This is a genomic window from Phaeobacter sp. A36a-5a, from assembly GCF_037911135.1.
In the GTDB taxonomy this organism is placed as follows: Bacteria; Pseudomonadota; Alphaproteobacteria; order Rhodobacterales; family Rhodobacteraceae; genus Phaeobacter; species Phaeobacter bryozoorum.
Genome location: NZ_JBBLYU010000005.1, coordinates 86,072 through 105,880, shown reverse-complemented (window position 1 = coordinate 105,880; position 19,809 = coordinate 86,072). Strand labels below are relative to the sequence as shown.

Here is a 19,809-nt window from a genome sequence, read left to right as displayed (position 1 = left end):
CTAACCGGCGGAATACAGCCCAACTCATCCATTGCGGGTGTTTCTGTTTTGACTTCTCGCAAAGAGGGCATAAAAATTGTCTCGCGCGTGTCAGCCAGGGGTGGTGGCGCGCCATCTAATAGAGGCGCAGGCATTCGATGCGCCCTATGGCATTTGAAGGGGTAACCATGGATATCAGTCAACTCAAGACCTTTGTCACAGTGGCAAGGGAAGGCAGTATCACGCGCGCGTCCGAGCTGTTGTTTCGCAGTCAACCGGCCGTCAGCGCCCATATCAAAACGATGGAAGACACGCTGGGCCTGACACTATTCCAGCGTACACCGCGCGGGATGAGTGTCACCATCGACGGACAGCGGCTTCTGGTAGAGGCCAGGCAGCTGCTTGATAATCATCAGAAATTTCTGGAAGAGGCCTCCCGGTTGCGTGGGCGTTTGGCCGGCCAGCTGCGAGTCGGCGCCGGGCGCAACCTGGGGTCGACCGAGGTGAGCCGCCTGCTCGCTGATCTTTCAAAGAACTTTCCAGATCTCGAAGTTGCCCTGCAACATGGCACATCTTCAAGTGTGTTGGACGATATCCGCAATGGTCGCCTGGATGCAGGTTTCTTTATCGACCCTGACGAAGCCCAGAATGACCTTGAAACCCTCGAAATATCACGTTTCAGCGTCTACCTTGCGGCCGCTCCTGATCTGGTCCCGCCGGGTCCGGACCTTGACTGGGACAAGCTGGCGGCTATGCCTTGGATCTACCCCACTTATAGTTCGTGTTGTGGACGCATCGCGGAGCGCCTGTTTAAGGAAAACCGCATTCAACCCGCCCGGATCATCAATGTCGATGATGAGACTATTACACGCGCCTTGATCGCAAGCGGTGCTGGCATCGGTCTGGTTCACGTCAGCAGCGCAGGAACCGAACCCCCGACTGGAGAGATCGCTCTGCTGCGAGAAGTCCGCAAATCGACACGCGTTCTCTTCGCTCATCTCGCCAACCGCACTCAAGACCCCATCATCAGCGCCGTTCGCGATCTGCTGGATACAGATAGGATGGCCATCTCGGCCTGACCAGCTCTATTGCCAGCCAAATGGTTTCACCCGTTGAGCCAGCATCACAAATAGAAGCCATGTTATTTCATCAAAATACTATATTGATGAAACCATAATGAGACGTAAGGTTTCATTATATATAGCAGCGCGATTCTAAATCAGCCGAAAATTTTAGATGCTAACTTCCCAGACAGGAGAACCTCAGTGGACCGCAAACTCTATAGCCTTTGTGGCGAAGATCGTAAACGTCACTATTCGCCACATGTCTGGAAAGTCATCATGGCTTTGGAGCACAAGAATTTGAAATATAATCTTGTCCCTGTTTCATTTGGCGACATCACTGCTATTGAGGATGGTCGCTTTACCAGTGTGCCCGTCTTGCGTGATGGAGAAACGGTGCTGGGAGAAAGTTATGATATCGCTCGGTATCTGGATGAAACCTATACCGATACTCCCAATCTTTTTGATGGCAAGGGAGCGATCGCCCTGACCCGTTTTGTCGAAAGCTACTGCAAAACGGTCCTTCATCCCAGCCTTGCCACGATTGCTGTCATGGATATGCACAACCTGATGTCGCCCGATGACCAAGCCTATTTCCGCGCTGCCCGTGAGCGCAGGTTTGGCATGCCACTGGAAGCCATGGCCGAAGGCGCCGACGGCGAACGCGCAGCGCTGCCAGAGAAACTAGCGCCTGTCCGTGACTTGCTCGGCACGCAGGATTGGTTGTCAGGCACAACGCCTGCCTACGCCGACTACACGCTCTTTGGAACACTGCAATGGTGTAACGTCTGCACATCTAACCCGTTGCTCGAGCGTGATGATATCGTTGGCAGCTGGTTTGAGCGCTGTCTCGACCTCTTCGGCGGGATTGGTCGCGACCCGACCCGGTCCAGCTGAGACCGCAACCGGCTGTCGGCTTCCTCTCATCGACGACCGTCACCGCTATAATACTGCCTGCACGTCGGGAAGCTCGCCCGGCGTGCGAGATATGGCGCGCAGCTACAGCCTGTTTCCAGACCGTGGGATGGAGGCGGGCTGCTTCGGTTTTTATGCACCACCTTACTGGTCAGGCCTGTCTGGAAGATTTCCGCCTGTAAGTGATCGAGCCTCAGCTATAACCGCGTGAGCTGAGCGACCAGTTTCCTGCTTTTCATGCCATTATTCGAGTTATGGACTGTTCCTCACCATAGCTGAGGAGCAGCATCAGTTTTTTCGAATTGTTCGGCGAAGCCATTGCCGCTTCGATGATGTCAGTGAACTGAGATTCGGCGAGCGCATATGAAGTAGAGTTGCCGCGATAAAAGGCAAAATCAAAGTCACATATAATTTATAGTTCGAATAGATGCTCAAATACCTATTTGAGCAAATGGATCAAATTTGGTCATTGCAAAATTAGCATCGACACATAGCGGAAAAGATACGCAATGGATCTCCAAATCGAAAACAGCATTAACGATGATTATATTCCGCAATCTGAAACCTTTGGTTGGGTTAAACAGATCCATACGCTTGGCCCTACCGGAACGAATTGTGAGCGAGCGGCTCTTTCCTGGGCATTACGTCGGTGTCACGGCGCGTCGGTTAAATTGCACCGGACGATGGAACAGGCCGCTGAGAGTGTAGCCTGCCAGGACGGAGCTGTATTGGTCGGGGTTGTCGCCTACCCCCATCTCCACTCCATCATCTACGCACACATCCAGAAAATGAAATTGCTGGATGTATTTATCATGAATACCGACAACATGGTTCTGGCCTCCCGCACCGGGGCTGAGCCAATGACCTGCGCGACCCATCCTGCGCCCGAAAAACTGCTCCCGGCCACGGTTGAGCGACGCTTTGTCTCCAGCAATGTCATCGCGGCACGCGACTGCGCGGCGGGCAATGTCGACGGCTGCATCACCACGCTTTGCGCGGCCGAGAAATTCGGCCTTTCCATCCTGCGGAAATTCGGCCCCGTCCCGATGGGCTTCACAATCCACGGCCCGCTGGAAAAGCGGGCCTGCCAGGATTGCACCCAACACGCCTGAACCCTCGCTACATCGAACCCCAATAGGAGAGACCCCATGTCCAACAAAGCCTTCGAAACACCCGTAGAAATTCGTTACCGCGATACCGACTCGATGGGTCACGTCAGCAGCCCCGTCTATTATGACTACATGCAGTCGGCATATCTGGAATACATGCACGACCTCCTTGAGCTGCCCAAATCCGAGAAGCTGCCGCATATCATGGTCAAGACATCCTGCGATTACATCTCGCAGGCGCTCTACGGTGACAATCTGGTGGTCTGCAGCCGTGTGGTCAGCTTCGGCGGCAAGAGCTTTGAGATGGAGCATGTGATGCACATTGATGATGCAGATCGTCGCGTGGTCGCCAATGCCAAGTCTGTTCATGTCATGTTCGACTACGGCAAGCAGGCCACCTACCCCGTGCCGGATGCCTTCAAAGAAGCAGTTGCTGCGTTTCAGGAAAGCGCCTGACCCCCTGTATTGAGGACGATGATATGAATTTGGAATGGACAGCCGAACAGCAGCAGACCCGAACTGCCTTTGCCGCGATCGGCAAAATGGCCGACCGGGACGAACTGCACCTTGGCCGCCGTGCGTTTGACCAGCGGACCTGGGATCGGCTGACCGCCGCAGGTCTGTGGCGGATGATCGTACCACGCGAATATGGTGGCGATGGCCGAGACTGGTGGGGCTTCACCGCTGCGTTGGAGGGGCTTGCCGCCACTCTGCGCACCCCTGGCATGTTGCTTTCGGTGATCGCCCAGGCAGGCATGGTGCGGGCGCTCGATCTTTACGGCAGCGACAGCCAGAAGCGCGAATATCTGGGCCGAATCCTCAATGGAGAGCTGAGCGCTACCGCGATTGCTGATCCGGATACTGGCACCGATGTACGTGCGACCTCCTCCTTGCTGACCCCCGGCCCGAATGAGACATTCCGTCTGAGCGGGGCAAAATACAATATCGCACATGCGCCGGTCGCGAGTTTCATTCTTGTGGTCTGCAAGCTGAGTGATCACGGCCGTGAAGGTATCTCATTGGTCCTGCTGGATGCCGACAGCCCCGGCCTCAATATTGGCGCACAGGATCGCAAGCTTGGCAATCTGGACCTGCCGACCGGTCAGATGACTTTTGACGATGTTCCGCTGCACTACGGCCATCTTCTGGGAGAACCGGGAGCCGGGCTTCGCAATCTGGTCAATATCGTCTCGATGGGGCGCCTCTACTACGGGTTGGTGGCGGCCTGGCTCATCGAACCGATGCTTGCCGAAGCCTTTGATTTCTCTAAGAAACGCAAAACCTTCGACGTGCCGATTATCGAACATCAATACATCCAGAAGAAACTGACGGATATCCGTATCGGCACGGAAAGTGCAAAATGGGTGTCCTACGCTGCCCTGCACCAGCTGCTGAGCGGTGCGCCTGAGGCCGCGATGACCTGCTCGATCTCGAAACTGGTCGGTGCAGATACGATCGTGGAAGGCGCAATGGAGTTGATGAAGCTCTATGGCAGCAAAGGCTACCACGAGGGCCAGGTGACCACATTCCTGCGGGACGCACTGGCCTTTTGCAGCGTTGGCGGCACCGAGGAAATGCACCGTCGCAACATATTTGGCCAGATGACGCGGCTGCATGCAAAAGCCCGGAAAGTCGCAGAGGCTACGACGTCGAAAACTCTAGAGCCCGCATAGCTGCGGGTGACTATTCAATGCACACTACTTGGAGAGAGATGATGCCCTCATCCACCTGCGCGACCGGCCTGCGCGTGTTCCCGTCTGCCGCCCTTGCCCTGGTCCTGATGTCTCTACCAGCCGTAGCGGTTGATAAACCGCAGGAGCAGGCCGTAAACCGCGTCGTCAATACCATTGATTGGGGCGCGGCCAATACCGCGCAAGCGGATGCAAGCAAGAGCGACCAGCGATTGATCGCCGCATTTATCGACACCGCTCCTGCCGGACTGGACGATGTGACCTTGCCCGTCCTTATCCTCGGTACCGATGCAAAGGTTGAACTGCCCGCGTTTCGCGGCCAGGAAAATGCCTATAGCGCCTACTATCGGCTGGATGGCGCCCAGCTCAGTGTGATGGGCGCTCGTACACTTCTGGCAGAGGTTCCGGGCCTGTCATTCAAACATGAGGCCCGTACATATGAGTCCACCGGCGACGGTGCAGATCATATGTTCAGCCGATTTGGCGGTTTCTATACCTTGCGGATCACCTGTGATGCCCCAACCGAAGATGTGCGCTGTATTGAACCCGGTTATCTCGCCGAACTGGCGCAGACCGTCACTGTTGTGAAGGGGGCGGTACAATGATGCTTCGCGCAAATAGGCTGGCGGCTTCCGCCTTCGCCATTGCAATGCTTGCCGCCGTTTCACAGGCACAGGCACAGGCGAACGATCGATTCAAGGCGCCGGGCGACCTGATCAAGGATACCGGGGTTGGCCTGTCAATTGGTGCCGTTCTTTATCCAGAGATGCGTTTCCCGCTGGAGAATGGCCCGGCCTATGCCAACTCCCATGTCTACGCACCCGGTGGTTTCAAGGGCAACGGCGGAAGCCAGTGCGACACTGTCAACTACAGCTATCCCTGGCGCGACAATTTCTGTGAACTGCGCCGGTCAAATCTGCCGGTCTGTGCGTCAGGCGGTCATCAGGGCCAGGACATTCGTCCTGCCAGCTGTCAGGCCGACACCCATTGGGCTGTTGCGGTTGAAGATGGTGTGATCGCCCATGTCGGGCGGTTTGCCCTGACCCTGCAAACCCCATCCGGCACTCTCTATCGCTATGTCCACATGAATATGGACGATCTTGCCGTGGCCCCGCTGGACAAAGTTTCCAAAGGGGATCGCCTTGGAAAAGTGTCGAATGCCTGGATTTCGGATCTGCCGATCCACCTGCATTTTGACGTCAAGGACACCGTAAAGATCGGCGATGAAACGCGTTCAGTCTTTGTCCCCCCTTACAGCAGTCTGGTGACCTCGTATCGCCAGCTGACAGACTGATCTGCCTGGCGGAAGAGGGGGCCCCTGACCTCTTCCGCCGTTTCCAATTCAGGGGTCTCAGCGCGACCGCTTCAAGGAATGAGAAAATGTCCGATACACTTTGGGTCTTTGCCTATGGATCTCTGATCTGGGACCCCGGATTTGAACCTGCCGAGCAACTGCCGGCACAGCTGGCCGGATATCAAAGACGGTTCTGCCTGAACTCTCTGAGATATCGCGGGACTTTTGCACGACCGGGTCTGGTCCTCGCATTGGACGCCGCGGATGATGCGATCTGCAACGGCGTCGCTCTCGCTGTGCAATCTGGCCAGGAAACCGAGGTTCTGAAGGACCTTCGCGCACGTGAGCTGTTCAACCCCGCGTATCGCGAGATTACGGCCCCGCTGACACTCGTCGACGGCCGCGTGGTTGAAGCGCTCACCTATGTCGTCAATCGTGACCACGAGCAATATGACAATCACAGCCTGGCCCGCCAGGCCGAAATCATTGCTCAGGCAGCCGGGGAACGCGGCCCCAACTGCGACTACCTGTGGAACACTGCCGATCATTTGCGCGCGCTTGGTATTGCCGATGAACACCTCGACTGGCTGTCAGCCGAGGTCAAAACCCTGCAAGCACAGGGCACAGGCAGCCACCTGCCCTAAGCCACCGCTCCCATAGGGCTGAGCCGCAGCTGACCGTCCGATAGAAACCGAATGTCGTGACCCAGGGCTGCTGCCACCTTGGGATCATGCGTAAACACGACCAGCGCAAGCCTTTCGGTCACCATCAGACTTCGAAACAGGCGCAGGATAGTGTCGCGGCTACCGCTGTCCAAGGAGGCAGTGGGTTCATCGGCAATCAGACAGAGCGGCCGCGCCAGAAGCGCGCGTGCAATGACCAGGCGCTGTGCCTCACCTCCGGACAAATCCGCCGCGCGCTGCGACAGAAATCGATCGCTGTGCGGAAGGCCGACCTTATCGAGCAGAGCCTGCACATCGTACCGGTCGCCAACAGGTCTGGTCCGCAGATAGAGCCGGACGGCGTCTTGCATGACCTGATCAACAGTCATGTGGCGGGCCAGCGCCCGATGGGGATGCTGCGACACCAACGCCAGTTCACACATCCGGCACGCTCTGGGCTGCGCGGCGTTTGCCTCGCGCAACATGACGCGACCCGCCTGCAGCGGCTCATAGCCAGAAATCAGACGCGCCAATGTGGATTTGCCACAACCGCTCGGACCTGAGACAGCCAGACAATGACCCGGTCTGACCAGAGTAGAGATGCCGCGCAGCAGGGGCGTTCCGTTGCGCCAGTAGGACAGGTCCTGCACGACCAAGCCCGATGGATCCGCTGGAAGCGCCTGAGGACTTGGGACCAACGGAGCAACTCCTCGACCCTCAGGCCGTCGTGGAACGGAGGTCAGATTGCGCCGCCGTCCGCCGACCCGGGATCCAATAATCGCCCTATCCTGATCGCGCAATTTGCCATTTTGCAGCGACACCGTCCGGTCTGCCATTCTGTCGGCCAGATAGAGGTCATGGGTTATGAGCAATTGGCTTCGTCGCGGTCTGCCCTGCTCCAGCGCGGCTACGGCCAACCCCAGATTGCCATGATCCAAGGCCGCTGTAGGCTCATCGAGTATCAGAACCGATGGATCGCGAGCCAGCGCAAGCACTGTCAGCACGCGCTGAATCTCTCCGCCGCTGAGATTGGCCGGATAACGATGTAAGAGACGCTGAGGAATATTGAAGCGCTTACAAAACCTTATCGCCAGCGATCTCCGATCGCGAGAACGCGGCAGCAGCTCCGCAACATGTTGCAAAACTGTCTGATGAGGGTTCAGCGCGTCGGACAGCGCCTGCACAATGAGGCCTATGTCTGTCTGGCGCAGCCGACGCCGCTCGGCCACCGTCGCCCGCAGCATATCGACGCCCAGGACTTCAGCCCGTCCCGACCAACGAAATCCGTTGCTGTTGCGGACGGCCTGCTCGACGTGACACCCGGGAAGGATCCCCACCAGCAGCCGCGCCAGACAGGTCTTGCCGCTGCCAGAAGCCCCCAGAAGCGCAAGCGTACGTCCGCGTGGCACCTCAAAAGAGACACCCTTGAGGATTTCCCGACCATTGTGCCAGAGGCAAAGATTTTCGACCCGTATCACAAGGAAAACTCCGGCACAGCATCGGAGCGTAGACTCCGGTCGCCCATGGTCAGCGTGACATGCAACAGCAGCGATAGGAGTGCGGCCGGCGGCAACAGAAGCCAGACCCAGGCGCCACTATAAAGTTGGTCCATAGCCGATTGCATCATGCTGCCCCAGGTTAACAATCGCGGATCCGTGAGACCGAGGAACGCCAACCCGGACGATTTTAGTGCCGCCTGCCTTATGTTCTGGACCATCAATACCCCGCATAAGGGACGCATCGCGGCAAACAGATGCCAGCGCCAGCAATAGAGCCACCCTGCCCCCATAGCGCGCGCATATTGAATGTTCTCGCGCTGTCCCTCCCGGCGCAAGACCGCAGCGGCGACACGCACGTCATCGCTCCAGCCCGTTATAACCAAAAGCAAAAAAAGAGATAAAAACCCAGGGTTTATCAAGGCTGCGAAGAGCAGAAGAACCAGCATTGTCGGCACGACCTGCACCGCATCAACGATCCGTAGCACCATTCCAGACAGAAACGGCCCGGAAAACACCACAAGGCTTGCTGCACCAATCGCAAGAGTGGAGGTAGCCATGGCTGTCGCCACAGCTAGAACGAGAGTCGTTGGTGTGGCGAGTATCAGCCCGGTCAGTACATCCTGCCCGAGCTCGTTCGTGCCCAGCCAATGCGCTGATCCGGGCGCAATCAGAACATCACGGCTGCTGCGATAATCAAGAAGTCCTGCCTGCCCAGCAAACCAGATGCCAAGGCAAACCACCATGACGCCGGCGGGTAACCACCATTGCCGAAGGACCAACGGCATTCAGCCACGCCTCGCGAGATGGATCACCAGACCATCGACAATCCAATTCGCCAGAAGCACGAAAGCCGCCATGAAAACGACTGCGCCCTGCAGCAGATCATAGTCACGGTCCAGGATCGCACTGTAGATGAGATAACCTGTACCGGGATAGGAGAAGACGATTTCCACAAAAAACACAGCTGTGATCAACCCGGTCAGCGTGTCGCTCAACCGTGAGAGACACGCAGGTATCAGGCTGAGGCCAATATAGGCCCATCTCAGCCTCCATGGTGAAATGCCCCGCGCACGCGCATTCAGCACGAAATCCCGTTGCGCCAGCGTCAGCGTTTCGGCCCGAGCTAAGAAATAGAACCGTGCCAGTTCATGCAGGGCCAGCGCAAGCGTCGGAAGGATGGCGTGGCGCATAATGTCCAGAGCGCCGCCCACAGGTCCGGCAGCAGGAAGCAGCGGCTCAGCCCCGGCGGTTGGCAGAACCGGCCAGAGGATGCCAAAGGCCAGGAGGAGCAGGACCGCACCGGTGAACGGCGGCAGGCTCGCTAATAGCGTGACCACCGGTGTGACCCACCGATCGACAGTACCACCCGGCAACCGACCCGCTTCGATCCCCGTCAGGACACCCCCGATAACGAAGATCGGAGTTGCTCCGAGGATCAGCAATCCGGTCCAGGGCAGTGCCGTGAGCAGAAGTTGCAGAACCGAAGCCGCATGGGGAATTGAGTAGCCCAGATCACCAGCCCAAAGGCCCTTTGCATAACGCCAGACCTGGGAGGCGATATCTCCGGTCAGGCCCATGCGCCCCTGCAACCGGTCCAGTTCGCCCGACCCAAGACCGCGTGCCAGATCCGTTGACAGCATGACCTCCAGCGTATCGCCGGGCAACATCCGCGTCAGGATCGCGCATAATACCAAGACAACGCAGAAAATCAGAAATCGCAGCAGAAGCCGCGTGATTATTCCAGCGGCCGACGGTCCGGCATCCAACGACTCTGCCGGTGCCAACTCCAGCGGCCTGGAAAAGACATTGGCCACCTGATCACTCCAGGAATATGGACTTATGCAAAGCCGACGGAACCCCGATTGCCACACCGCCGGGCATGAATGGCGCAGACAGTTTGTCATTAAAAACAGTTGCCATCAGCGGGTTCACCAGCATGTAAGAGGGAAGATTATCGGCGTAGAGTTGCTGGAACTTGGCCAGCACTTTGCGGCGTTCATCCTGACTCTGTGCTACGGCTTGCGCCTTGATCAATGCCGCCATTTCAGGATCCGCCGCAAAGCGGTCGCTGTTCCAGCCCCGACCAAAGACGCGGCGCTTGATATTGCCCGGATCTCCCAGCGTACTGGACGAGAACACCGTCAGGTCATAATCCCCGTCAGCAACGAGGCTGTGCAAAGAGGCAACCTCCATAACCCGCAAATCGACTGAAAACCCAAAAGCTTCCAGCTGTTCGGCAATCACTCTGGCCGGTTTCACCTCGCGCCCATCAGTGATCAGTCGCAGGCGAATTTCATCCCCCTGAGCCAGCCACCTGCCTGCACCGTTACGGATCCATCCCGCCGCCGTCAGCATCTTGCGGGCCAGAGCCGGATCATAGGTGTAGGCAGCGGTGGTCTCATCGCTGTGCCATCTGGAGCCGGATTGGAAGTATCCCGTATCAGCAAGTTCCGCGCCGCCCGGATATGCGATGGCGAGCAGCGCGATACGGTCAAGCGCATAGGCAATCGCCTGACGCAGGTCCTTGGATGCAAACCGGCCGCGATGATTGAAACCCAGCCGCAGCACATGATGGCTGGGGGCTGTTGCGACATGGAAGCCAGCAGTTGTCGCCTCGGCGACCCTCTCGGGAGGCAGGTATGAGATCACGTCAACTTCACCGGCACCCATCGCCTGCAGCCCGGCATCTGGCCCCATTCGGACGATCCGGATCTGCGAAAACCGGGGCTTACCAAGAGGATGCTCTCCGGTCGCCTCAAGCAGGTAACGCCCCTGCGCCTTGTCATAACCTGCCAGGCGATAGGGGCCGCTTCCGATCGCAGCCTCTGGCGCTGCAAACCGGAAAGGATCCGCGACACCTTCATAGATATGCTTGGGCAGGATCGGCACTGCGGAAAACAGGCCCTCAATCAGACCGTATTCTGCGCGTTTGACGTGCACCCGCAGGTCGTGCGGTCCGCTAACGTCGACCCGGTCAACGGATTTGACCGATCCAAATATATAAGGATGTTCAGCCATATAGCGGAAAGTAAACGCAACATCCTCAGCTGTGACCGTGGTGCCATCGTGCCATGCCGCGTCCCGCTGGAGGTCGAAATGATAGCTTAATCCATCTTCGGATCGGCTCCAGGCTCTGGCGAGGCCCGGAGCCGGATTTCCGTCCGTGTCTTGCCCGATCAGCGTATCGAAGATGTAACTGGTATAGAGATAGCCGATGCCATTTTTGCGATGAACATAAGGCGCCAGCATACCGCGATCACCTTTACTGTCAGTGATGACCAGGTGCCCAAGCCGCTCCGGCTCCGCGGCCTTCAGCTCTCCCGCGACAAGGGTAGACCAACATGCGAGCGCGAGCCCGATCGCGGCAACACGAGCAGGGCAACGATGGCGTACAATTCGGTAGACTGAAAACATGGCATCACTTTCTTCGTTACCGAAACACTCGCAGGAGGGGCGCTACCAGCCGATGGTCGCGTCTGGGCGGGCATCTTCTTCGGGAACAACAGGTTTCAGGTCGATAACCGGGGTTCCGTCGATGCAGTCCAGTCCGCTGATCGTCAGCACGCCATCGGACTGATCCAGCAGTTGCACCGCGCTCAATCCAATGGGATTTGGCCGGTTTGGCGCGCGGCTGGCAAAGATCCCCCTTGCGACCTGACTGCCTCGCGCCTGGCGTACCAAAGCGCTGCGGTCGGACTTATGCAGCCAGTAAAGAACCCAAAGATGAGAGGCGAGCTCGATGTTATGCAATGCAGCCTGATACTCGGGCGCCACTTCAATCCGGCTGGTTGCCGGGTTGCGACGTCCTGACATCGGGCATTCTTTGACCTCTGCAAATCCAGTGCGGATCACACCGATCGGTCTGATTTGAAACTTGTCGGATGGCACAGTCAGTAATTGCATCACATCAGTCATGGCGTCTCGCAATCGGTCTTGGGGAGGGAAAGGGCTGGCGGACCTGAAAGCACAGGTCTGGGCGGGCCACCGTCGAACGGTTTCTTTCTGATATGACGCAGTCCGGGCATCGTAAAATCGAAAGACCGGATGCGTGACCTCCATTTTTCTGAGGGCACGCTCTAGTTGTTGTGGAACCTTGAGGTCAGCGGAGCCTTTGGAATTCATGAGACCCCGTCTCCGATAAAACGATTGGCTTCGCACCCTGATCCGGCGGCATATCGTGTCCTGATAATCGACCATAGGACCCTCAGACGCATGACCGATCAAAGCCACCCCGCAGCCCCGAAATCCACACCGCCAATGCCGCCGACAAGCCACACGCTACCGCAGCTGCTTCGTACGGGGCGATCACTGTGGACATTGCTGCTGATCTTCGCCTGTGCCGGACTCGCGGCGCTTGCGACCTGGGTCCACCTCGCCCCGGATCTGGCCATCGTCGCGGCACTCGCGGTGAGCGCAATCGGTTTGTGGGCGACTGGCCTCGTCCCTGAATATTGGACCGCTCTGGCGTTCTTTCTCGTCGCCGTCGTATTGGGAGTTGCTGCACCTGAGACGATATTCTCGGGCTTTCACTCTTCTACGTTCTGGTTGCTTTTCAGTGGCCTGGTCCTCGGTGCCGCGATCAAGCACACGGCCCTCGACAAGCGGGCCGCCAGCGTGCTGGCCCTGTTGCCCCTGCGCAGCTATGGCGGCCTGCTGAGTGGCATTGTCGTCTTCTCGGTCGCGCTGGCCTTTGTCATGCCATCCTCGATTGGGCGGATCATGATCCTTCTTCCGATAATCTCCGCCTTGGCTGAGCGCGTCGGTTTTGGTCCGGCATCAAATGGCCGGACCGGGATGCTGGCGGTTGCTACATTCGGCACCTTTGCTCCGGCCTTCACCATCCTGCCTGCAAATGCTCCGAACATGATCCTCGTCGGGATGGGGGAAACCATTTACGGACTCAATATCTCCTATTTCGATTATCTCCTGCTGCATTTTCCGGTGCTTGGCGTTGTGAAATCGGCAGTCTTGGTCGGGCTTGCGCTGATGATGTTCCCCGACCGGATACCGCCCCATAGCGTCGCGCCGACAACCACATCTGAACCATTCAGCCGGCAGGAGCGGGCGCTGAGCCTGGTACTGGCGCTTTGCCTGTTGCTGTGGCTCACGGACCAGATCCATATGGTGTCACCCGCATGGGTGGGTATGGCAGCTGCACTGATCTGCCTGCTGCCTGGCGCGAATCTCACACGCAAGGGGTGCATCAACACCGATCTGAGCTATGGGGCCTTGCTGTTTGTCGCCGGCATCATGGGGCTGGGCGCCGTCATTTCGTCGGCGGGTCTGGGCGAAGCCGTGGTTGGTGCGGTCACTGGAACGGTTGCCTTTGCCGCGGATTGGCCGGTCTGGAACACATCTATCCTGATCGGGCTGTCGACACTGGTCGCGATGATTACCAATCTGCCCGGTGTCCCGGCCGTAATGACTCCGCTCGCCGGTGAGCTGTCAGAAGCCACCGGCCTGCCGTTGGAAACCGTTCTGATGACGCAGGTTGTGGCTTTCTCAAATGTCTTCCTACCCTTTCAGGCGCCGCCGCTGGTCGCTGCCATTCAGGCCGGAAACCTTCCAGCCAAAGCAATAATCCGTCTTTGTCTCAGCCTGTTCTTCATCAGCCTTCTGCTGCTTGCCCCACTGGATCTTATGTGGTGGCACCTATTGGGCATGCTCTGAGTTGCTGGCCATCTGACCGCGTAGAAGGCGCCCCCAGAAGAAAACCTGAGGGGCGCCTTCGGGACTTTCGATTTGTACGAGCGGCCAAAGCATTTCTACCTATAGCTGCACTTATCACGGACGAGGTACTCCGATGTTGACCCTGACCCCTTGGCGCCACCAGTTGCTCTCTCATGCCTCTATCGCAAGTTTGGCAACAGCCGCTCTTTTCTCTGTTAGCGGACCGGCGCAGGCTGAGCTGGCTGCCGATTGGCAAGAAACCGCGATGCGTTTCGTCGTTGAGGAAAAATGGCCCGGCGCGCAGCGCCAGCGCACGCTGGCGCTGCTGCATGCCGCCATGTTTGACGCTGCAAACGCCGTTGATGGCGCATACCATGCCTATGCCTACGACGGTGCGCAGGATCCGACTGCGGACAGACGCGCAGCGGTAACGCAAGCGGCCCTGACCATAATGCAGCAGCTGATGCCCGAGCGCGCAGCAGATCTGGCAATGGCGGCTGAGACTGTCCTCGCCGAGGTGACAGATGCAACCGCCCGCGCAGCGGGGATCCGGCTCGGTACCGCAGCTGCGCAGGCGGTGTTGGACAAACGCGCCGCCGACGGCGCTGATTTCGCAAACGACTTCACCCCCGGACCAGGCGAAAATGGCATCTATCAGCCTACCTCCGGACGTCCGATGGTTGCTCCGAAAATTCGACATATGCAGCCCTTTGCACTCACCTCCGCAAAGCAGTTTGGTGTCCCGCCGCCGCCACAGCTCGACAGCATGCAATTCCAGCGTGATCTGGCAGAAGTCGCGCAACTCGGCGGCTCCACCTCGCAAACCGATCCTGATCTTATTGCAATCGCGAAGCTTCACGCCGGGTCTGGATCAGGCGCCTGGAACCAGATCGCCCGTGACAGCAGCCGCGCCTGCGCCCTGCCACTGGTGGAGGAAGCGCGAACCTTGGCGCTTTTGAATATCGCATTGACCGACGCTCTGGTTGCCGGGTTCGATGCCAAATACACCTACCAGTTCTGGCGGCCGGAAACCGCGCTGGCCGCGGTTGGCAACGGGTACGATCATCCGCAGCTCGACACCATGGACGGCTGGACGCCGCTGGTGGCGGCGCCGATGCACCCGGAATACCCCTGTCAGCATTGCACCAGCGGCAGCGCTGCCCAGCAGGTGATGGAAGCGGTATTCGGCGCCGATGAGTTCACCTTTAGCTTTGAAGGCAAGGATGGCTATAGCCGCAGCTATCAAACCTTTGCCCAATTTGCGGAGGAAGAAGCAGAATCGCGGGTCATCGGAGGGGTTCATTATCGACGCTCCAACACGGTCGGCGACATGCTGGGTTATCAGATCGGCAGCTATATCAGCGCTGAGTTTCTGTCACCCGTAGCCTCCGCACAGGCCGTGAGCGGCGGGGGCGGTGCCGATTGCGCCGGTATCCTCTCAACCAAATTGTCGCAATAATCCCTCCCCCGCAGCAAGTAATCTGCCTGCTGCGGGGCTACGGCCGCGGTGCTTGATCCGGTCACCGCACGTATCCAGCCAAGGAGCCAGACCATGGCGCAGCCTAATTCTGCACAGATGGCCGCTTTCTTGAGCCTTGGGCTGGTCCTGATCGGCGATCCAGCCATCGCCCATGAACCCTGGCTGCTTACGCCTGACGAAGTTCTCTCGCTTTCTCAAGCGACGGTACCGGACCTGTTTCGCAGTCCGATCCTGCTGATCGGCTTTGCGTGTCTTGCCGCAACCGCCATCTTTGCGATGGTCCTTGCCGGGCAAATCCTGCGCCCATTGGAGGACCGCATCTGTAAGCCCCTGCAGAAATGCAGCGCCGATTGGGGGACCTTATGTCTGCGGATCGGACTGGGAACGACGGTCGGTCTGAACGCGCTTGGAGGTTTGCCGCGCCACGGAACCGAGATGTGGAGCACGCCAACGCTCTTCGTGCCAGACATGCAGTTGGCTCTGATCCCAGGTTGGGACTGGCTGGCCCTGCCTGCACTGATTTCATCGGTCTTTCTGGTGCTCGGTCTCGGCACACGGTTCGCCGCCTTCGGCATCTTATGTCTTGTCGCCCTTGGCAGTCTCCTCTTCTCGCTCGATTTCATCGCCTACTACGGCTTCCATTTCGCCGCCCCCGCGCTGTTGCTGCTGCATTTTGGCGGCGGATCACTTAGCGTCGATTATTACTTGCCGCCAGGTTTCCCTGCACTTCTTCCCAATGCCCCCGGTTTGGTCTGGTGTCTGGTTCAAGTCACCATGGGCGGAACTTTTGCAACCATTGCCATCCTAGTGAAATTCCTTCAACCGACGCTGCTGATCGCCATACTCGAGCACGGCAACATGTGGTTCTTTGGACTGCCGCTGCCATTTGTCGCGCTGATCATGATGGCAATCGAGCTGGTCGCCGGTGTGCTGTTGGCGCTGGGGCAGCTCATCCGGCCAATCGCAGTATTCCTGCTGTTCGCCTTCACCTTCTTTGCCGTCAGCCTGGCAGAATCTCCGCTGCTGCACGGCAATCTTTACGGCGTCTTCCTGTTTTTCCTGCTGCACGGTGGGGCGCCTGTCGACCTATTGAGACGGCCGCATCGCCTTGGTGCACCCCAGACGGTATGAGAGTAGATGTTGAAATTCGTCTTCAGCGTCAGCATGCTCGCCTCGGCCCCGCTGATTGCCATTTGCGCCGGTCTGCCTCTTGTGGCGATGATCGACGAGCTGCCGGCAGCACTCTTCGCCACCCTGCCAGACGATCACCCGCTACCCGAGCTTGATGTTACAGCGAGCTACACGCCAATCGATGGCTGGCATCTGAAAATCGAGGTTGAGAATTTCGTGTTTACCGATCTTTGCATCAGCGAGGCCAAGGCTTTGGCCCGCGGCCATGCCCATGTCCATCTGGGTGCTGAGAAGATCGTAACCGCCTACCAGCCTCATATCGTGATCGGGCATCTGCCAAGCGGGACGCATGAGATCACCGTCTCGCTGCGGGCGCAGGACCATCGCGTTCTGGGGCGACCGGGGGGAGGCATGTTTGTCAAAACGCTGTTGATCAAAGCTCCCTGACAGGCATCAAACGGCGCAGCAGGTGCTGCACCGTATCACCTCAGATTACATGCTGCGGGCTAACCAGCCGAAGGCAAACGGCTTTGCAGAATCTGCACCACCTGCTCCGGATCAGGGAGCGAATGATGCCCATGCTGGATCTTTAGCAAGGGATCGTAGTTCTCGCGCCATACCGGCTCAAAAACCTCATAACCGTCCTCGCGCAATTGCATCACGTTCCGGCGGACTGCGGGTTTTTCCCACATGGGGCCACCCATCACAGGAAAGAGCAGAACCGGGAAAGTCGCCGCAAGGACAACGGTGGTTAGCCGGTTCTGCGAGGACCCGTGCGCAATCGCCGAAAGCGTGTTCGCTGTAGTCGGCAGGATGGCGAGAATGTCATGATCCGCTACAATACGCCCCGGCTTGTCTGTCGGCCAGTCCTTCGGGTTATCGCCGCTGATCACCCGATCAAGGAACAGTGCAACCGCGTCCATGTTTACAAATTTCGTCGCTGTCGGAGTGAACAGCGCGGTCAGTTCACAGTCGATCTCATTTTTGATTGCTCGCAGATAGAGCGGCAGCATTGTGGCATCCAGAGAGCCGGTAACGCCAATCAGAATGCGCGGGCGTGACGGGGTGTCGATCTCGGTGTTCGTCATCGAAAATATCCTATCTCAGTTGAATTTCTGATTATTCAGCGGGCTGTGTGACAGACGCCTCTGGCCTATCCGATGTGACAACAGCCACCGCCGCGGTGCCGGTCCTCCCCTGCGGAACAGGCGGCCAGGTCTTCATCACCAGCGTCAGCAGATCAAAGCGCGCCACGACCGCACCGCAGGCATTCAGCACACAGCAATCCCATCGCACATCGCCAAAAGGCGCAGAGGCACGCGGCGTGATCTCCTTGCAGGTCACGCGAACATGCAGGCAGTCGCCAAAATATACCGGCGCATGAAAGCGCAGATTGTCGGAACCAATATTGGCCAAGACCGGGCCCGGTGCCGGATCGACAAGCAGCCCATTCGCAAAGGAAACGACCAGCTGGCCATGCGCCACACGGTCGTCAAAAAACGGATGCGCACGCGCGGCCTCCCGGTCCATATGAGCGTAGAAGACATCACCAGTAAAATGGGCAAACTGCTCAACATCCTGTTCGGTGATCTTTCTTGTCTCGGTGATTAGCTGGTCGCCGATGCGCAGTGTTTCCAGTGACTTGCGGAACGGGTGACCATTGCGTCTGGTTTCAGCGCCCTCGACCCAGCGCCCCGTCAACGCCGTCAGCAACTGCGGCGGTGCGTGAATTTCTGTCCGCATCATATAGGCCGCAACTGTGCGGCGAATATCCTCGGCACCGCAGACCTGACTGTGATGCGTAGCGGAGAAGAGACGCGGAACGGTTGGATCGGTTGACAGCTCCAATGCCTGACGCGCCATTTCGCTGCCGCAAATTCTGACCTGGCCTTCTGCGGAGGTCAGACAGGCGGCAGCCTCCTGCGCCAGCGGACTGTCATTGGTGAATACGGTCGAGAACCGCGAGCAGGGCGCCAGATTGGCCAGGGCAATCGCATCACATAGGCTGTCATAGGCCATCACGGTTGCAACCGGCCCCTGCACAAAGGTCTCGTGGATGACAGAGGACTGGGCAGGCTGGCGACAATGCAGCAGCACTGGTGCGAGAAATGCCCCCCCTTCCGGTGCCGCCGCGAGGATAGGACCGGATATCACATCGGCGGCGCGGCGCAGCTCGGCAAGCGCGTTCTGAGCCGTCTTCAGATGCGCCCGCGACACCAATGGGCCCATCTGCGTAGCGGGGTCATCCGGCTGCCCAATAGCGATCTCGGATAGGGTTTCGACCAAACGCTCCACCACTTCATCCTCGCGGTAGCGCGGCAGCAGAATGCGACGCACCGCGTGACGCCGTTGACCCGCCCGCAGGATCAATTCGCTGCGGATCTCGCGGAGGAAGAACTCAAATTCCGGGCTCCCGGGTGCGACATCACTGCCTAGAATCGCCGCAGACAGACCTGTCTCACAGGATTGAAAGCGTACCAGACCTGCGGCAATCCCTGGGTGCTGTCGCAACTTCCGGGCGACGTCGCGCCCTCCGGCAAAGCTGACCGCATCACCTGCGGCCAGATACTCCAACACCCCGAGGGGCGGACAATAGAGCAACTGCACTGCGCCAGTTGGCAGCGTTTGGCTCTGATGGATCAGTTTTACCAGACGTTCGCTCACACAGGCGGTGGCGGGATCAGGGCAGATGATGCACGGCACACCGGCGATCAGCGCGGGCGCGATCTGCTCCAGCAGCCCCGATACGGGGCTATCCAACGCGGTGATATGCACGGCAACGCCAGCAAGCGGGGCCAATATCTGTTGTCGACCGGTTGCGCCGGCCGGTCCGATAGCATCTTCAAGATGCAGCACAGGGGCATTGGGCAGGGATTTCAGCGCCTGACCTGCCAGCGCCGCAAGACGCGCAATGCCAGCGTCGACGTCCAGCAGGCAATCGTGCCGCGTCGCGCCGATCGTCAGGCTCTCACGATATAGCCCTGCGCGGCTGTCGTTCAGAACCCGTGCTAGAGACCGCAGCCGTTGCGCGCGATCGTGGAATCCCATGGCGCGCAGCGCCGGCCCGCCAATCGCACGTGCATAGTCGACCGCCTCTCGCCCGTCATCAGCACTGAAGGACAGGATCGCATTCGGTCGATCGGTCGCAGCATTGGCAAGGCTCAGTGTCTCACCCGGGCGATGCTCCCAATTATCCGCAACCAGACTTTGAAGAAAACGGGGTCGTTCTACATGATCTGTCAAGTCAAAGCCCTCTTGCTGCTGCATCGCGGGAGGTTCCGGCTACCTGACAGCAGGACGCCACATGGCTCATCCGAT

Annotated in this window: 20 protein-coding genes; 13 read left to right on the top strand and 7 right to left on the bottom strand. The window is 58.5% G+C overall.

Going from position 1 to position 19,809, the window contains the following annotated elements; genetic code table 11:
* The first annotated feature begins 167 nt into the window (after positions 1-167).
* The 8 genes from WLQ66_RS17575 to WLQ66_RS17540 all read left to right on the top strand — a co-directional run bounded on the left by WLQ66_RS17575 (position 168) and on the right by WLQ66_RS17540 (position 6,693).
* Positions 168-1,058 (top strand): LysR family transcriptional regulator, encoded by an 891-nt coding sequence (locus tag WLQ66_RS17575; RefSeq protein WP_340547635.1) that lies wholly within the window; start codon positions 168-170, stop codon positions 1,056-1,058.
* 186 nt (positions 1,059-1,244) lie between these two features.
* The gene (locus tag WLQ66_RS17570) at positions 1,245-1,937 is read left to right on the top strand and encodes a glutathione S-transferase family protein (protein WP_340547634.1); all 693 of its coding nucleotides are present in this window, start codon (positions 1,245-1,247) and stop codon (positions 1,935-1,937) included.
* 527 nt (positions 1,938-2,464) lie between these two features.
* Positions 2,465-3,067: a type 2 periplasmic-binding domain-containing protein gene (locus WLQ66_RS17565; protein WP_340547633.1), complete on the top strand. Its 603-nt coding sequence runs from the start codon at positions 2,465-2,467 to the stop codon at positions 3,065-3,067.
* 36 nt (positions 3,068-3,103) lie between these two features.
* Positions 3,104-3,520, top strand: coding sequence for an acyl-CoA thioesterase (locus WLQ66_RS17560; RefSeq protein WP_340547632.1), 417 nt, complete (start codon positions 3,104-3,106; stop codon positions 3,518-3,520).
* A 23-nt stretch (positions 3,521-3,543) separates the two neighbouring features.
* Entirely contained in the window at positions 3,544-4,737 is a 1,194-nt protein-coding gene (locus WLQ66_RS17555; RefSeq protein ID WP_340547631.1) for an acyl-CoA dehydrogenase family protein, read from the top strand.
* A gap of 41 nt (positions 4,738-4,778) precedes the next feature.
* Positions 4,779-5,360, top strand: coding sequence for a hypothetical protein (locus tag WLQ66_RS17550; RefSeq protein WP_340547630.1), 582 nt, complete (start codon positions 4,779-4,781; stop codon positions 5,358-5,360).
* Positions 5,357-6,049 (top strand): M23 family metallopeptidase, encoded by a 693-nt coding sequence (locus WLQ66_RS17545; RefSeq protein ID WP_340547629.1) that lies wholly within the window; start codon positions 5,357-5,359, stop codon positions 6,047-6,049. Before WLQ66_RS17550 ends, WLQ66_RS17545 begins: the two co-directional genes overlap by 4 nt.
* 86 nt (positions 6,050-6,135) lie before the next feature.
* Positions 6,136-6,693: a gamma-glutamylcyclotransferase gene (locus tag WLQ66_RS17540; RefSeq protein ID WP_340547628.1), complete on the top strand. Its 558-nt coding sequence runs from the start codon at positions 6,136-6,138 to the stop codon at positions 6,691-6,693.
* On the opposite strand, the gene WLQ66_RS17535 is transcribed toward WLQ66_RS17540, so the two are convergent.
* Genes WLQ66_RS17535 through WLQ66_RS17525 form a run of 3 tightly spaced genes read right to left on the bottom strand, consistent with a single transcriptional unit; the run spans position 6,690 to position 9,850 of the window.
* The gene (locus WLQ66_RS17535; RefSeq protein WP_340547627.1) at positions 6,690-8,189 is read right to left on the bottom strand and encodes an ABC transporter ATP-binding protein; all 1,500 of its coding nucleotides are present in this window, start codon (positions 8,187-8,189) and stop codon (positions 6,690-6,692) included. The two genes, WLQ66_RS17540 and WLQ66_RS17535, sit on opposite strands and share 4 nt — an antisense overlap.
* Positions 8,186-8,995, bottom strand: coding sequence for an ABC transporter permease (locus tag WLQ66_RS17530; protein WP_340547626.1), 810 nt, complete (start codon positions 8,993-8,995; stop codon positions 8,186-8,188). The genes WLQ66_RS17535 and WLQ66_RS17530 overlap by 4 nt, the downstream gene beginning before the upstream one ends.
* Entirely contained in the window at positions 8,996-9,850 is an 855-nt protein-coding gene (locus tag WLQ66_RS17525) for an ABC transporter permease (RefSeq protein ID WP_340547625.1), read from the bottom strand. It lies immediately after the preceding gene.
* Here WLQ66_RS17525 and WLQ66_RS17520 point away from each other — a divergent pair.
* Complete coding sequence (locus WLQ66_RS17520) at positions 9,849-10,028, top strand: hypothetical protein (RefSeq protein ID WP_340547624.1); 180 nt, start codon at positions 9,849-9,851, stop codon at positions 10,026-10,028. The two genes, WLQ66_RS17525 and WLQ66_RS17520, sit on opposite strands and share 2 nt — an antisense overlap.
* Here the strand turns inward: WLQ66_RS17520 and WLQ66_RS17515 are convergent, their stop codons facing one another.
* Together WLQ66_RS17515 and tsaA are read right to left on the bottom strand one after the other, a co-directional pair.
* On the bottom strand, positions 10,029-11,459 hold the full coding sequence (locus tag WLQ66_RS17515; protein WP_340547623.1) for an ABC transporter substrate-binding protein: 1,431 nt from the start codon (positions 11,457-11,459) through the stop codon (positions 10,029-10,031).
* Between the two features lie 207 nt (positions 11,460-11,666).
* Positions 11,667-12,332, bottom strand: coding sequence for a tRNA (N6-threonylcarbamoyladenosine(37)-N6)-methyltransferase TrmO (gene tsaA / locus WLQ66_RS17510; RefSeq protein WP_340547622.1), 666 nt, complete (start codon positions 12,330-12,332; stop codon positions 11,667-11,669).
* A gap of 90 nt (positions 12,333-12,422) precedes the next feature.
* Between tsaA and WLQ66_RS17505 the strand changes: the two genes are divergently transcribed.
* The 4 genes from WLQ66_RS17505 (at position 12,423) to WLQ66_RS17490 (ending at position 16,938) form a co-directional block, all read left to right on the top strand.
* Positions 12,423-13,880, top strand: a complete 1,458-nt coding sequence (locus WLQ66_RS17505; protein ID WP_340547621.1) for an SLC13 family permease — start codon at positions 12,423-12,425, stop codon at positions 13,878-13,880.
* Positions 13,881-14,145: 265 nt separating this feature from the next.
* Positions 14,146-15,339 carry a vanadium-dependent haloperoxidase gene (locus WLQ66_RS17500; protein ID WP_340547620.1) on the top strand — a complete coding sequence of 398 codons (1,194 nt, stop codon included), beginning with the start codon at positions 14,146-14,148 and terminating at the stop codon, positions 15,337-15,339.
* A gap of 48 nt (positions 15,340-15,387) precedes the next feature.
* Positions 15,388-16,491, top strand: coding sequence for a hypothetical protein (locus tag WLQ66_RS17495; protein ID WP_340547619.1), 1,104 nt, complete (start codon positions 15,388-15,390; stop codon positions 16,489-16,491).
* A 6-nt stretch (positions 16,492-16,497) separates the two neighbouring features.
* Complete coding sequence (locus WLQ66_RS17490) at positions 16,498-16,938, top strand: hypothetical protein (protein WP_340547618.1); 441 nt, start codon at positions 16,498-16,500, stop codon at positions 16,936-16,938.
* Positions 16,939-16,997: 59 nt separating this feature from the next.
* Here WLQ66_RS17490 and WLQ66_RS17485 read toward each other — a convergent pair whose 3' ends face one another.
* Positions 16,998-17,579: a flavoprotein gene (locus WLQ66_RS17485; RefSeq protein ID WP_340547617.1), complete on the bottom strand. Its 582-nt coding sequence runs from the start codon at positions 17,577-17,579 to the stop codon at positions 16,998-17,000.
* Between the two features lie 31 nt (positions 17,580-17,610).
* Positions 17,611-19,734 carry a phenylacetic acid degradation bifunctional protein PaaZ gene (paaZ, locus tag WLQ66_RS17480; protein ID WP_340547616.1) on the bottom strand — a complete coding sequence of 708 codons (2,124 nt, stop codon included), beginning with the start codon at positions 19,732-19,734 and terminating at the stop codon, positions 17,611-17,613.
* Positions 19,735-19,809: the final 75 nt, after the last annotated feature.